We start from the raw sequence: 13,515 nt of genomic DNA, 5'->3' as shown, positions 1-13,515 counted from the left end.
CATGCCCCAGCACACCTCAGGGTCTGACCGCGCAGCGGTGCCCCCCGCTGCCCGCGGCAGCGCGCGGTCCACCGCGCCCTCGTCCCTGGAGGCGCTGTGGCGCTCGTACAAGGAATCGGGTGACGAGCGGCTGCGGGAGCAATTGATCCTGCACTACTCGCCCCTGGTGAAGTACGTCGCCGGCCGCGTCAGCGTGGGGCTGCCGCCCAATGTGGAGCAGGCCGACTTCGTCTCCTCCGGGGTCTTCGGACTGATCGACGCCATCGAGAAGTTCGACATCGACCGCTCGATCAAGTTCGAGACGTACGCGATCACCCGGATCCGCGGCGCGATGATCGACGAACTGCGAGCCCTGGACTGGATCCCCCGCTCGGTCCGGCAGAAGGCGCGGGCCGTGGAGCGGGCCTACGCCACGCTGGAGGCCCAGCTGCGGCGCACCCCGACGGAGAGCGAGGTCGCCGGGGAGATGGGCATCGGGGTGGAGGACCTCCACACCGTCTTCAGCCAGTTGTCCCTCGCGAACGTCGTCGCGCTGGAGGAGCTGCTGCACGTCGGCGGCGAGGGCGGCGACCGCCTCTCGCTGATGGACACCCTGGAGGACACCGCCGCCGACAACCCGGTCGAGGTGGCGGAGGACCGCGAACTGCGGCGCCTGCTCGCGCGGGCCATCAACACCCTGCCCGAGCGGGAGAAGACCGTGGTGACCCTCTACTACTACGAGGGACTCACGCTCGCCGAGATCGGGAACGTGCTGGGCGTCACCGAGAGCCGGGTCAGTCAGATCCACACCAAGTCCGTCCTGCAGTTGCGCGCGAAGTTGGCGGATGTGGGGCGGTGAGCTTGCGCCGCGTCCGTAGAGTGGATGCGTGCCCAGGATTCGAGCGGCCTCCGTGGCCGAGCACCGGTCGATGCAGCGCGGCGCCCTCTTGGACGCCGCGCGTTCTCTGCTGTCCGAAGGCGGGACGGAGGCGCTGACCTTCCCCGCCCTGGCGGAGCGGACCGGCCTCGCCCGGTCCTCCGTGTACGAGTACTTCCGCTCCCGCGCGGCCGTCGTCGAAGAGCTGTGCGCGGTGGACTTCCCCGTGTGGGCCGCCGAGATCGAGGCGGCGATGGAGCAGGCCCCGTCGCCGGAGGCGAAGATCGAGGCCTACGTGCGGAGCCAGTTGGGGCTGGTGGGGGACCGGCGGCACCGGGCGGTGGTGGCCATCTCGGCGAGCGAGCTGGACGCCGGGGCGCGGGAGAAGATCCGTGCGGCGCACGGGGGGCTGGTGGCGATGATCGTCGAGGCGCTGGCCGCCCTCGGGCAGCAGGAGCCGCGGCTCGCGGCGATGCTGTTGCAGGGCGTGGTCGACGCCGCTGTCCGGCGGATCGAGCTCGGTGCGGCCGAGGATCCCGCCGTCGTGACGGAGGCGGCCGTGGCCATGGCCCTGCGGGGCGTGCGCGGCTGAGGCCCCGGGGCTCCGCCGCCGGACCCCGCGCCTCAAGCGCCGGCGGGGCTGGATCTCGCTCCCGCCGGGTGTGCCGGTGCGGCTCAAGGATCGGGGCTCCGCCCCAGGCCCCGCGCCTCAAACGCCGGCGGGGCTGGACTTCGCTCCGGCGGGTGTGCTGGTGCGGCTCAAGGATCGGGGCTCCGCCCCGGACCCCGCGCCTCAAACGCCGGCGGGGCTGGAGATGGCCGCCAGCGCCGGCGGGGGTGCGTTCGGCAGGAGGCGGGGGGTCGGGTGAGGGGCGAGGGTGAGCGGGTTGAGGTACGTCTCGCCTGACAGGAGGCCCCAGTGGAGGCAGGGCTGCGGGCAGTGGGAGCCCTCCGTCAGGACCGCCACCACCTGGCCCGCCGTGACCTCCTCGCCCTCCGTGACCAGCGGGCGGACCGGTTCGTAGGTCGTGCGCAGACCGTTCGGGAGGGTCAGGGAGAGCACTCCGCGGCCCGCGACCAGCCCGGCGTAGTGGACCCGGCCGGGCCCGACCGCGCGGAGCTCCGCGCCCACCGGGGCGGACAGGTCCACGCCGCGGTGCCCGGCCGCGTACGGGGTCGGCGGCGGATCCCACCAGCGGGCCACCCTCAGCGGCGCGGGCAGCGGGCGGACGCCGGGAACGGGCGCGAGAACGGGCCCGGGGGCGGGTCCCGGAAGGACCGCCTGGGCCAGGGCCAGGAGCAGGCTGAGCAGCAAGGTCGTCATGGGCCTAGCGTCCCGCGCCCGCACGCGGCCGGGCACGGGCCTGTGGACGGTCGGGGCGCTGTGGACAACGGCGTCACCCGGCATACCGCCGGGTCCCGTACACTTCTTGTGGCGATCCGGGTCACCGGGTCGACTTCGCACGCCCCAGCACCAGGCCGAAACGGCCAGGTGGCAGCGTCTCTCGGTCCCTCATGGGGGCAGGGCGCGGTGGGGCGTCAGGAACCAAACCGAGAAACCAAGGAGATGGCCATGGCCGTCGTCACGATGCGGGAGCTGCTGGAAAGCGGCGTCCACTTCGGTCACCAGACCCGTCGTTGGAACCCGAAGATGAAGCGCTTCATCTTCACGGAGCGCAACGGCATCTACATCATCGACCTGCTGCAGTCGCTGTCGTACATCGACCGCGCCTACGAGTTCGTGAAGGAGACCGTCGCGCACGGTGGCTCCATCATGTTCGTCGGTACCAAGAAGCAGGCCCAGGAGGCCATCGCCGAGCAGGCGACGCGCGTTGGTATGCCGTACGTCAACCAGCGGTGGCTGGGTGGCATGCTCACCAACTTCTCCACCGTCTACAAGCGCCTTCAGCGTCTGAAGGAGCTTGAGGCGATCGACTTCGAGGACGTCGCCGCCTCGGGTCTCACCAAGAAGGAGCTCCTGGTCCTCTCCCGCGAGAAGACCAAGCTGGAGAAGACCCTCGGTGGTATCCGCGAGATGTCGAAGGTCCCCAGCGCCGTCTGGATCGTCGACACCAAGAAGGAGCACATCGCCGTCGGTGAGGCGCGCAAGCTCCACATCCCGGTCGTCGCGATCCTCGACACCAACTGCGACCCCGACGAGGTCGACTACAAGATCCCGGGTAACGACGACGCGATCCGTTCCGTCACCCTGCTCACCCGCGTGATCGCCGACGCCGTCGCCGAGGGCCTCATCGCCCGCTCCGGCGCTGCGACCGGCGACTCGAAGCCGGGCGAGAAGGCCGCCGCCGAGCCGCTCGCCGAGTGGGAGCGCGACCTGCTCGAGGGTGACAAGAAGGTCGACGAGACCGAGGCCGCCCCGGCTGCCGAGGCTGTCGCCGAGGCCCCGGCCGCCGAGGCTGTCGAGGCCCCGGCCGCCGACGCCGAGCAGGCCTGACCCACTGAGAGCGCCCGGTGTTCACACGCCGGGCACTCACAGCACGGACGATGACGGCGGGGGAGCCGCGCCACGAGCGCGGCACCTCCGCCGTTCACCCGTAGATCTACGACTTCGAGAGAGAATCACAGACTCATGGCGAACTACACCGCCGCTGACGTCAAGAAGCTCCGCGAGCTCACCGGCGCCGGCATGCTGGACTGCAAGAACGCGCTCGTGGACGCCGACGGTGACGTCGACAAGGCCCAGGAAGCGCTCCGCATCAAGGGTCAGAAGGGCGTCGCCAAGCGCGAGGGCCGTTCTGCCGAGAACGGTGCGGTCGTCTCCCTCATCGCCGACGACAACACCTCCGGTGTCATCGTCGAGCTGAAGTGCGAGACCGACTTCGTCGCCAAGGGCGAGAAGTTCCTGGCCGTCGCCAACCAGCTGGCCGCCCACGTGGCCGCCACCTCCCCGGCCGACATCGAGGCGCTCCTCGCGTCCGAGATCGAGCCCGGCAAGACCGTCACCGCTTTCGTCGACGAGGCCAACGCCAACCTCGGCGAGAAGATCGTCCTGGACCGCTTCGCGCAGTTCAACGGCGGCTACGTGACCGCGTACATGCACCGCACGATGCCCGACCTGCCGTTCCAGATCGGCGTCCTGGTCGAGCTCGACAAGGAGAACGCCGAGGTCGCCCGCGGCGTCGCGCAGCACATCGCCGCGTTCGCCCCGCAGTGGCTGTCCGCCGAGGACGTCCCGGCCGAGAAGGTCGAGTCCGAGCGTCGCATCGCCGAAGAGGTCACCCGCGCGGAGGGCAAGCCCGAGGCTGCCATCGCGAAGATCGTCGAGGGTCGCGTCAACGGCTTCTTCAAGGACGCCACGCTGCTCGGCCAGGCGTACGCCCTGGACAACAAGAAGTCCGTCCAGAAGGTTCTGGACGAGGCCGGTGTCACCCTGAAGCGCTTCACCCGCATCAAGGTCGGCATCTGAGTCCGTCCGTACGCGACGGACACCGGACCCCGGTAGGGTCTGAAGCAGTCGTCCGCGCTTGCGCGAGGCGACCGCAGATCTGACGAGGAGGCCATTGCCGTAGAGGGAACCGCAAGGACCCACCGGCAATGGCCTTCTTCGTATGTGCACGAGGAGATCTCCATGAATCAGGGCGTGGACCCCCACACCGCATCCGACGACAAGAGCGACCAGGACAAGAAGGGCCGCCGCTTCATGCTGAAGCTGTCGGGCGAGGCCTTCTCCGGTGGCGGAGGACTGGGCGTCGATCCCGACGTCGTCCACGCCATCGCGCGTGAGATCGCCGCGGTGGTCCGCGACGGCGCGGAGATCGCCGTCGTGATCGGCGGCGGCAACTTCTTCCGCGGCGCCGAACTCCAGCAGCGCGGCATGGACCGGGCACGGTCCGACTACATGGGCATGCTGGGCACCGTCATGAACTGCCTCGCGCTCCAGGACTTCCTGGAGAAGGAGGGCATCGACTCCCGCGTGCAGACCGCCATCACCATGGGCCAGGTCGCGGAGCCGTACATCCCGCTGCGTGCCGTGCGCCACCTGGAGAAGGGCCGCGTCGTCATCTTCGGCGCGGGCATGGGCATGCCGTACTTCTCGACCGACACCACGGCCGCCCAGCGAGCCCTGGAGATCGACGCCGAGGCCCTGCTCATGGGCAAGAACGGCGTCGACGGGGTCTACGACTCCGACCCGAAGAAGAACCCGGACGCGGTCAAGTTCGACGCGCTGGAGTACAGCGAGGTCCTCTCCCGCGACCTCAAGGTCGCCGACGCCACCGCGATCACGCTGTGCCGCGACAACAAGCTTCCGATCCTCGTGTTCGAGCTGCTCGCCGAGGGCAATATCGCCCGCGCCGTCAAGGGTGAGAAGATCGGCACGCTCGTCAGCGACCAGGAAACCCGGGTCTGATCGGTCCGCTGCCGGACCGAGCCCGGACCGGCCCCGCCGGCCCCGCCCGCCTGAACCATCCATTCAAGACATGCAGGAGCACGTGGTGACCGAAGAGATCCTCCTCGAGGCCGAGGAGAAGATGGAAAAGGCCGTCGTCGTCGCCAAGGAAGACTTCGCCGCGATTCGCACCGGCCGTGCGCACCCGGCGATGTTCAACAAGATCGTGGCGGACTACTACGGCGCCATCACGCCCATCAACCAGCTCGCCTCCTTCTCGGTGCCCGAGCCGCGCATGGCGATCGTGACCCCGTTCGACAAGAGCGCCCTGCGCAACATCGAGCAGGCCATCCGCGACTCCGACCTCGGTGTCAACCCGAGCAACGACGGCAGCATCATCCGGGTGACCTTCCCCGAGCTGACGCAGGACCGCCGCAAGGAGTACATCAAGGTCGCCCGCACCAAGGCCGAGGACTCCAAGGTCTCCATCCGCGCCGTGCGCCGCAAGGCGAAGGACGCCCTCGACAAGCTCGTCAAGGACAAGGAAGCCGGCGAGGACGAGGTCCGTCGCGCGGAGAAGGAGCTCGACGACACCACCGCGAAGTACGTCGCGCAGGTGGACGAGCTCCTCAAGCACAAGGAAGCCGAGCTCCTCGAAGTCTGATGAACGACACTTCCTGGCAGCCGGAGCCGGTTCCGGCGGGTCCCGCATACGATGCGCAGGTGGGCCCGCACACTCGGCCCATGCCCATCGTGCCCGATGCCGCCGGCCGTGACTTCGACGACCGGGAAGCACGCGATCGGGGGGCCGCCCTGGACGGCGGCCCCCTCTTCCGCGCCGATACGCCGCCGCAGGAGCCCATGCCCAGCCCCCCGCCTCCGCATGCCCCGCAGCCGCAGGACGCCTCGCCCCCGCCGCCGAAGAAGCGCGCGGGCCGGGATCTGCGCGCCGCCATAGGGGTCGGCGTCGGTCTCGGCGCGGTGATCTTCGCCTCGCTGCTGATCGTCAAGGCGGTCTTCGTCGGCGTCATCGTCGTCGCGGTCGTCGTGGGGCTGTGGGAGCTCACCTCCCGGCTGCAGGAGAAGAAGGGCATCAAGGCCCCGCTGGTCCCGCTCGCGGTCGGCGGCGCGGCCATGGTCATCGCCGGGTACGTCCGGGGCGCCGAGGGCGCGTTGGTCGCCATGGCCCTGACCGTGCTGGCGGTCCTGGTGTGGCGGATGACCGAACCGCCCGAGGACTACCTCAAGGACGTCACGGCGGGCGCCTTCGCGGCGTTCTACGTGCCCTTCCTGGCCACCTTCGTCGCGATGCTGCTCACCGCCGACGACGGCCCCGAGCGCGTGATCACCTTCCTGCTCCTGACCGTGGTCAGCGACACCGGGGCCTACGCGGTCGGCTGGCGCTTCGGGAAGACCAAGCTCGCGCCGCGCATCAGCCCCGGCAAGACCCGCGAGGGACTCTTCGGCGCGGTGGCCTTCGCGATGGCGGCCGGCGCGCTGTGCATGGAGTTCCTGATCGAGGGCGGCGCCTGGTGGCAGGGCCTCCTGCTCGGCCTCGCGGTCGCGGTCAGCGCCACCCTGGGCGACCTGGGCGAATCCATGATCAAGCGGGACCTGGGCATCAAGGACATGGGCACCCTCCTCCCGGGCCACGGCGGGATCATGGACCGGCTCGATTCGCTGCTGCCGACCGCGCCGGTGGTCTGGCTGCTCCTGGCGGCCTTCGTGGGCACCGGCTGACCTGCGAAAAGGCGGTGTGGGACGCCGGGCGGTTACCCTTGAAAGGCGCGCTGCTTCTGCGGCGCGCCTTTCGTCTTACAAGGAGTACCTGCCATGGCCCGCCCCGTTCCGGGAGAGCTCACCTTCGTCGCCCCTCGCGGGGCCAAGAAGCCGCCCCGGCACCTCGCCGACATGACCCCGGCCGAGCGCCGTGAGGCGGTCGCCGCGATCGGCGAGAAGCCGTTCCGGGCCAAGCAGCTCTCCCAGCACTACTTCGCGCGCTACGCCCACGACCCGGCCGAGTGGACCGACATCCCGGCGGCCTCGCGGGAAAAGCTCCGGCAGGAGCTGCTGCCGGACCTGATGAACGTCATCCGGCACATCTCGTGCGACGACGACACCACCCGCAAGACCCTGTGGAAGCTGCACGACGGCACGCTCGTCGAGTCCGTGCTGATGCGCTACCCCGACCGGGTCACCATGTGCATCTCCTCGCAGGCGGGCTGCGGCATGAACTGCCCGTTCTGCGCCACCGGCCAGGCGGGCCTCGACCGCAACCTCTCGACCGCCGAGATCGTGCACCAGATCGTCGACGGCATGCGCGCGCTGCGCGACGGTGAGGTCCCCGGCGGCCCGGCCCGGCTGTCGAACATCGTCTTCATGGGCATGGGCGAGCCGCTCGCCAACTACAACCGCGTGGTCGGCGCCATCCGCCGGCTCACCGACCCGGAGCCCGACGGCCTGGGCCTGTCGCAGCGGGGCATCACCGTCTCCACCGTCGGTCTGGTCCCGGCCATGCTGCGGTTCGCCGACGAGGGCTTCAAGTGCCGTCTCGCCGTCTCCCTGCACGCGCCCGACGACGAGCTGCGCGACACGCTGGTCCCGGTGAACACCCGCTGGAACGTCCGCGAGGTGCTCGACGCGGCATGGGAGTACGCGGAGAAGTCCGGCCGCCGGATCTCCATCGAGTACGCCCTGATCCGCGACATCAACGACCAGGCCTGGCGCGGGGACCTGCTGGGCAAGCTGCTCAAGGGCAAGCGTGTCCACGTCAACCTGATCCCGCTGAACCCCACGCCCGGCTCGAAGTGGACCGCCTCGCGGCCCGAGGACGAGAAGGCCTTCGTCGAGGCCATCGCCCGCCATGGCGTGCCCGTGACCGTACGGGACACCCGCGGCCAGGAGATCGACGGCGCGTGCGGCCAGCTCGCGGCCTCGGAGCGCTAGGTTCCGGTCAGCGGAGGCCCCATTCGGCCACGGGGTACCCTGTGGCCGAACCAATTTCATATTCCGACAGGGGAGCGCCACAGCGCTGAGAGTGCGGTATCCGTCATCCGCAGACCCTCTGAACCTCGCCCCGGTCATTCGGGGTAGGAAGTTCGGTCACCACTCAAGCTGTTGCGCCCTGCCCGGCGTCCGCTCCCGGAGAGCGCCGGGCAGGGCCGCGTCTTCTCCTGGACATCCCAGGAGGAATTCACCAGTGAGCACCACCAAGAAGATCGCGGGCGCCGCGCTCGCGGCCGCGCTGGGCGTCACCACGCTCAGCGCGTGCGGCGACTCCGGCGACAAGTCCGCGGGCACGACCGACAAGACCGTCACGCTCGTCTCCCACGACTCCTTCAACGTGACCGACACGGTCCTCAAGGAGTTCGAGCAGCAGAGCGGCTACACCGTCAAGGTGCTGAAGTCCGGCGACGCCGGCGCCGCCCTGAACCAGGAGATCCTCACCAAGGGCTCCCCGCGCGGCGACGTGTTCTTCGGCGTGGACAACACCCTGCTCTCGCGCGCCCTCGACAACGGCATCTTCACGGCGTACGAGGCCAAGGGCCTGGACACGGTCAAGCCCGAGTACGTGCTCGACAAGGAGCACCGGGTCACCCCGATCGACTCCGGCGACATCTGCGTCAACTACGACAAGGCCTACTTCGCCGACAAGAAGATCGCCCCGCCGCAGACGCTGGACGACCTGGCCAAGCCCGAGTACAAGGACTTGCTGGTCACCGAGAACGCCGCGACCTCCTCGCCCGGCCTCGGCTTCCTGCTCGCCTCCGTCGGCAAGTACGGCGAGGAGGGCTGGAAGGACTACTGGAGCAAGCTCAAGGCCAACGGCGTCGAGGTCGTCGACGGCTGGGAGCAGGCCTACAACGAGCGGTTCTCCGGCTCCGCGGGCGGCAAGAAGGCCAAGGGCGACCGCCCGCTGGTCGTCTCCTACGCCTCCAGCCCGCCGGTCGAGGTGCTGTACGGCGAGCCGCAGCCGGCCGAGGCCCCGACGGGCGTCGCCACCGGCACGTGCTTCCGCCAGGTCGAGTTCGCGGGCCTGCTCAAGGGGGCGAAGAACGAGGCGGGCGGCAAGGCCCTGCTGGACTTCCTGGTCGGCAAGAAGTTCCAGGAGGACATGCCGCTCCAGATGTTCGTGAACCCGGTGACGAAGGACGCCTCCCTGCCGGAGCTGTTCACGAAGCACGGAGTGGTCGTCGAGAAGCCCGAGAACGTGGCCCCCGAGACCATCGCCAAGAACCGTGAGCAGTGGGTCAAGGCATGGACCTCGCTCGTCGTGAAGTAGGCGGTACCACGGGGTCGGGCGCGGCGTCGGGGGGCGCCGCGCCGGGCCCCGGCCCCCGCGAGGGCCGCCGGGCGACCGCCGTACGGCTCGTCCTGATGGCCCTGCCCCTGGCCTTCTTCGGGCTGTTCTTCGCCTATCCGGTCGCCGCGATCGTCGGCCGCGGCCTCAAGACCGACGAGGGCTGGCAGTTCGGCCGGGTCGGCGAGGTGCTGACCCGCCCCGACATCGCCGACGTGCTGTGGTTCACCACCTGGCAGGCGTTCGCCTCCACCGCGCTCACGCTGCTGATCGCCCTCCCCGGCGCTTACGTCTTCGCACGCTTCGAGTTCCCCGGCAAGCAGGTGCTGCGGGCCGTGGTGACCGTTCCCTTCGTGCTGCCGACCGTGGTCGTCGGCACCGCCTTCCTCGCGCTGCTGGGGCGCGGCGGGCTGATGGACGAGACGATGGGGGTCCGGCTCGACACCACCGTCTGGGCGATCCTCCTCGCACACGTCTTCTTCAACTACGCGGTCGTCGTCCGCACCGTCGGCGGGCTCTGGGCCCAGCTCGATCCGCGCCAGGAGGAGGCCGCCCGGGTGCTGGGCGCCGGCCGGTTCGCAGCCTGGCGGCGCGTGACCCTGCCCGCGCTGGCCCCCTCGGTGGCCGCGGCCTCGCTGATGGTCTTCCTGTTCACCTTCAGCTCCTTCGGCGTCGTCCTGATCCTGGGCGGGCCCGCGTACTCCACCCTGGAGGTGGAGGTCTACCGGCAGACCGCGCAGCTCCTCGACCTGCCGACGGCCGCCGTGCTGACGATGGTGCAGTTCGCGGCGATCGGCGGGATCCTCGCCGTGCACGCCCGGACCGTGCGCCGGCGCGAGACCGCGCTGCGGCTCGTGGACCCGGGCCGCACCACGCACCGGCCGCGCGGCTGGGCGCAGCGCACGCTGCTGGGCGCGGTCCTGCTGACGGTGGCGCTGCTGATCGTGCTCCCGCTGGGCGTGCTGGTCGAGCGGTCCTTCGACACCCCCGGCGGGTACGGCCTCGGCTTCTACCGCGCGCTCCAGGACGCGGGCGCCGGCGGCGGAACCTTTCTGGTGCCGCCGTTGGAGGCGATCTGGAACTCCCTGCAGTACGCGCTCGCCGCCACCGCGATCGCCCTGTTCGTCGGGGGACTCGCGGCCGCCGCGCTGACCCGGCGCGCGGGCCGCTTCGTACGCGGCTTCGACGCCCTGCTGATGCTGCCGCTCGGGGTGTCCGCCGTGACGGTGGGCTTCGGCTTCCTGATCACCCTGGACGAGCCGCCGCTGGACCTGCGGACCTCGTGGATCCTGGTGCCGCTGGCGCAGGCGCTGGTGGGCGTGCCCTTCGTCGTACGGACCATGCTGCCGGTGCTGCGCGCGGTCGACGGGCGGCTTCGGGAGGCGGCCGCCGTGCTCGGCGCGTCACCGCTGCGGGCCTGGCGGGAGGTGGACCTGCCGCTGGTGCGGCGGGCGCTGCTGATCGCGGCCGGCTTCGCCTTCGCCGTCTCGCTGGGCGAGTTCGGCGCGACCGTGTTCATCGCGCGGGCGGACCGGCCGACGCTGCCGGTGGCCGTGGCGCGGCTGCTGGGGCGGGCCGGCGAGATGAACTACGGGCAGGCGATGGCCCTGAGCACGATCCTGATGCTGGTGTGCGCGGTGTCCCTGCTGTTGCTGGAGCGACTGCGACCCGACAAGACCTCCGGGGAGTTCTGATGACGCTGCTTCAGCTGGAAGGGGTGTCGGTCCGCTTCGGAGAGCGCGCGGTCGTCGACTCCGTGGACCTGGAGGTCGCCGAGCACGAGATCGTGTGTGTGCTGGGACCGAGCGGAAGCGGCAAGTCCACACTGCTGCGGGTCGTCGCCGGGCTCCAGCGGGTGTCCGAGGGCCGGGTGGTGCTGGGCGGGGACGACCAGTGCGGGGTGCCCGTGCACCGGCGGGGGGTGGGCCTGATGTTCCAGGACCACCAGCTCTTCCCGCACCGCGACGTCGGCGCGAACGTCTCCTTCGGCCTGCGGATGCGCGGTGGCGCACGCGCCTCGTACGCGTACCGGGTCGCGGAACTGCTGGAACTGGTCGGGCTCCCCGGGGCCCAGGGCCGGGCGGTGGCCTCCCTGTCGGGCGGCGAGCAGCAACGGGTGGCGCTGGCCCGGGCGCTGGCGCCGTCGCCGCGGCTGCTGATGCTCGACGAACCGCTGGGACAGCTGGACCGAGGGCTGCGCGAGCGGCTCGTGGTGGAACTCCAGGAGCTGTTCTCCCGGCTGGGCACGACGGTGCTCGCCGTCACCCACGACCAGGGGGAGGCCTTCGCGCTGGCCGACCGGGTGGTCGTCATGAGGGACGGCCGCATCGCCCAGGCCGGGACCCCGCTGGAGGTGTGGCAGCGGCCCGCGTCGGAGTTCGTGGCGCGGTTCCTCGGCTTCGAGAACGTCGTCCCGGCCGTGGTCTCGGGCACGGCGGCCGGGACCGCGTGGGGCAAGGTCCCGGTTCCGGAGGGAACCCCCGAGGGGGAGCAGCGGCTGCTGATCCGCCCGGCGGGGGTGGTGCTCTGCGCGGCGGGCCTGCGGTGCGAGGTCGTGTCCCGCACCTTCCGCGGCACGCACGTCGCGCTGCGGCTGCGGCCCGAGGCCGGGCCGGAGCTGGAGGCGGAGTGCGGACTGGACGGGGCGCCGGCCGTGGGGGACCGGGTCGCGGTGACGTTCACCCCGTCCGAGGTCGTCGTACTGCCGTCACAGCACTAGCGGCGGATGCCGTCGCAGGCGATCGGCAGGTGGCGCGGGCCGCGCAGGACCGCGTTCTGGCGGTAGGGCGGCGGGTCCTCCAGCAGTCGCGGGTTCTCCAGCCGGCGGGCCAGCTCGCTCAGCGCCAGCTGCGCCTCCTGCCGGGCCAGCGGGGCGCCGAAGCAGCTGTGGATGCCGCTGCCGAGGCCGAGGTGCTGGATGTCCTTGCGGTCGGGGTCGAAGCGGTCCGGGTTCTCGAACCGCTTCGGGTCCCGGTTCCCGGAGGCCAGGATCAGCCACAGCGAGGCGCCCTTGGGAATCGTGACGCCGGAGACCTCGATGTCGGAGAGGGTGGTGCGCTGGGGGAGCAGCTGCACGGGCGGCTCGTACCGCAGCAGCTCCTCGACGATGGGGACGGACAGACCGGGGTCCTCGCGCAGCCTCTCGAGGACGTCCGGGTGGCGCAGCAGGGTCAGCATCCCGTTCGTGATCAGGTTGACCGTCGTCTCGTGGCCCGCGATCAGCAGCAGCGCCGCGGTGCTGAGCGCCTCCATGGTGGTCATCGAGCCGTCCGGACCGTCGTCGGTCGCCAGCTGGGACAGCATGTCGGTGCCCGGGTTCTTGCGGCGCTCCTCGATCAACCCGGCCAGGTACATGCCCAGTTCCATGCGGGCGTCCGTGGCGCCCTTGCCGTGCTGGGTGGGATCGGCGTCCGGGTCGGGGTCCAGGCTCGCGGCGAGGGTCTCCGCCCAGACGTGGAACTTCGGCTCGTCCTCGCGGGGGACGCCGAGCAACCGGCAGATGACCGTGACCGGGAAGGGGTACGCGAACTGGTCGACCAGGTCGACCCGGTCCGGATTGCCCGTCTCGGAGATCGAGTCGATGAGCCCGGTGACGAGGCCGCCGAGTTCGTCGCGCATGTCGTGCACCCGGTGGGGGGCGTGGGGCGGCCCGAACGGCCGGTTCGTCATCCGCCGCAGGCGGTCGTGGTCCGGCGGGTCGAGCTTGAGGAAGGACGGCGGCAGGGCCGTCCCCGTCCCCTCGTCCTCGGCCTGGCCCAGCGGGTCGTCCCCGGTGGACTTCAGGTTCTTGGCGTCGGAGCTGATCCGCGGGTCGTGCAGGAGGCTCTGGATCTCGTAGTACGTGCTGACCACGTACGGGCCGTCCCCGTCGTGGGACACCGGGGTCTTGCGGAGCTCCTCGTACAGCGGATACGGGTTCGCGCGGTTCGCGTAGTCGATGATCTCCCGCAGGAGGGCTTGTGTCATGACGGGTCCTCGTGATCCTCGTGATCCTCGGGGGAGGGCGCGGTG

The 13,515-nt window shown here is 70.8% G+C and carries 13 protein-coding genes; 11 read left to right on the top strand and 2 right to left on the bottom strand.

From position 1 onward, the window contains the following. Window position 1: 1 nt before the first annotated feature. Together whiG and ACZ6JT_RS14330 are read left to right on the top strand one after the other, a co-directional pair. Window positions 2-838 carry an RNA polymerase sigma factor WhiG gene (gene whiG / locus ACZ6JT_RS14335; protein WP_469209820.1) on the top strand — a complete coding sequence of 279 codons (837 nt, stop codon included), beginning with the start codon at window positions 2-4 and terminating at the stop codon, window positions 836-838. 52 nt (window positions 839-890) lie between these two features. Continuing rightward, on the top strand, window positions 891-1,448 hold the full coding sequence (locus ACZ6JT_RS14330) for a TetR/AcrR family transcriptional regulator (protein WP_385811933.1): 558 nt from the start codon (window positions 891-893) through the stop codon (window positions 1,446-1,448). 201 nt (window positions 1,449-1,649) lie between these two features. Here ACZ6JT_RS14330 and ACZ6JT_RS14325 read toward each other — a convergent pair whose 3' ends face one another. Continuing rightward, window positions 1,650-2,180, bottom strand: a complete 531-nt coding sequence (locus ACZ6JT_RS14325; RefSeq protein ID WP_469209819.1) for a M23 family metallopeptidase — start codon at window positions 2,178-2,180, stop codon at window positions 1,650-1,652. 249 nt (window positions 2,181-2,429) lie between these two features. Between ACZ6JT_RS14325 and rpsB the strand changes: the two genes are divergently transcribed. The 9 genes from rpsB to ACZ6JT_RS14280 all read left to right on the top strand — a co-directional run bounded on the left by rpsB (window position 2,430) and on the right by ACZ6JT_RS14280 (window position 12,223). Further along, window positions 2,430-3,311 carry a 30S ribosomal protein S2 gene (gene rpsB, locus ACZ6JT_RS14320; protein ID WP_469209817.1) on the top strand — a complete coding sequence of 294 codons (882 nt, stop codon included), beginning with the start codon at window positions 2,430-2,432 and terminating at the stop codon, window positions 3,309-3,311. Between the two features lie 135 nt (window positions 3,312-3,446). Beyond that, on the top strand, window positions 3,447-4,283 hold the full coding sequence (gene tsf, locus ACZ6JT_RS14315) for a translation elongation factor Ts (protein ID WP_030708563.1): 837 nt from the start codon (window positions 3,447-3,449) through the stop codon (window positions 4,281-4,283). 162 nt (window positions 4,284-4,445) lie between these two features. Beyond that, window positions 4,446-5,225: a UMP kinase gene (gene pyrH, locus ACZ6JT_RS14310; protein ID WP_052872354.1), complete on the top strand. Its 780-nt coding sequence runs from the start codon at window positions 4,446-4,448 to the stop codon at window positions 5,223-5,225. 85 nt (window positions 5,226-5,310) lie between these two features. Then, window positions 5,311-5,868, top strand: coding sequence for a ribosome recycling factor (gene frr / locus ACZ6JT_RS14305; RefSeq protein WP_031144133.1), 558 nt, complete (start codon window positions 5,311-5,313; stop codon window positions 5,866-5,868). Further along, window positions 5,868-6,944, top strand: coding sequence for a phosphatidate cytidylyltransferase (locus ACZ6JT_RS14300; protein ID WP_469209815.1), 1,077 nt, complete (start codon window positions 5,868-5,870; stop codon window positions 6,942-6,944). The genes frr and ACZ6JT_RS14300 overlap by 1 nt, the downstream gene beginning before the upstream one ends. Before the next feature lie 93 nt (window positions 6,945-7,037). Beyond that, complete coding sequence (gene rlmN, locus ACZ6JT_RS14295) at window positions 7,038-8,150, top strand: dual-specificity RNA methyltransferase RlmN (protein WP_469209813.1); 1,113 nt, start codon at window positions 7,038-7,040, stop codon at window positions 8,148-8,150. Window positions 8,151-8,403: 253 nt separating this feature from the next. After that, entirely contained in the window at window positions 8,404-9,486 is a 1,083-nt protein-coding gene (locus ACZ6JT_RS14290; protein WP_469209811.1) for a thiamine ABC transporter substrate-binding protein, read from the top strand. A gap of 95 nt (window positions 9,487-9,581) precedes the next feature. Next, window positions 9,582-11,198: an ABC transporter permease gene (locus tag ACZ6JT_RS14285; protein ID WP_469210691.1), complete on the top strand. Its 1,617-nt coding sequence runs from the start codon at window positions 9,582-9,584 to the stop codon at window positions 11,196-11,198. Beyond that, entirely contained in the window at window positions 11,198-12,223 is a 1,026-nt protein-coding gene (locus tag ACZ6JT_RS14280) for an ABC transporter ATP-binding protein (RefSeq protein ID WP_469209809.1), read from the top strand. Before ACZ6JT_RS14285 ends, ACZ6JT_RS14280 begins: the two co-directional genes overlap by 1 nt. Here ACZ6JT_RS14280 and ACZ6JT_RS14275 read toward each other — a convergent pair. After that, a complete protein-coding gene (locus ACZ6JT_RS14275; protein WP_469209808.1) occupies window positions 12,220-13,470 on the bottom strand; it encodes a cytochrome P450 in 1,251 nt (416 codons plus the stop codon). The genes ACZ6JT_RS14280 and ACZ6JT_RS14275 overlap by 4 nt on opposite strands. Window positions 13,471-13,515 lie beyond the last annotated feature (45 nt).

The organism is Streptomyces sp. NPDC046308 (assembly GCF_055588065.1).
This window is presented reverse-complemented; position numbering and strand designations above follow the sequence as displayed.

What these genes read in the sequence shown, in the direction of transcription:
- ACZ6JT_RS14280 (WP_469209809.1), top strand. Translation starts at nt 11,198, where the DNA reads ATGACGCTGCTTCAGCTGGAAGGGGTGTCGGTCCGCTTCGGAGAGCGC.
- ACZ6JT_RS14300 (WP_469209815.1), top strand. Translation starts at nt 5,868, where the DNA reads ATGAACGACACTTCCTGGCAGCCGGAGCCGGTTCCGGCGGGTCCCGCA.
- ACZ6JT_RS14325 (WP_469209819.1), bottom strand. Translation starts at nt 2,180, where the DNA reads ATGACGACCTTGCTGCTCAGCCTGCTCCTGGCCCTGGCCCAGGCGGTC.
- whiG (WP_469209820.1), top strand. Translation starts at nt 2, where the DNA reads ATGCCCCAGCACACCTCAGGGTCTGACCGCGCAGCGGTGCCCCCCGCT.
- rlmN (WP_469209813.1), top strand. Translation starts at nt 7,038, where the DNA reads ATGGCCCGCCCCGTTCCGGGAGAGCTCACCTTCGTCGCCCCTCGCGGG.
- ACZ6JT_RS14275 (WP_469209808.1), bottom strand. Translation starts at nt 13,470, where the DNA reads ATGACACAAGCCCTCCTGCGGGAGATCATCGACTACGCGAACCGCGCG.
- tsf (WP_030708563.1), top strand. Translation starts at nt 3,447, where the DNA reads ATGGCGAACTACACCGCCGCTGACGTCAAGAAGCTCCGCGAGCTCACC.
- ACZ6JT_RS14285 (WP_469210691.1), top strand. Translation starts at nt 9,582, where the DNA reads ATGGCCCTGCCCCTGGCCTTCTTCGGGCTGTTCTTCGCCTATCCGGTC.
- pyrH (WP_052872354.1), top strand. Translation starts at nt 4,446, where the DNA reads ATGAATCAGGGCGTGGACCCCCACACCGCATCCGACGACAAGAGCGAC.
- rpsB (WP_469209817.1), top strand. Translation starts at nt 2,430, where the DNA reads ATGGCCGTCGTCACGATGCGGGAGCTGCTGGAAAGCGGCGTCCACTTC.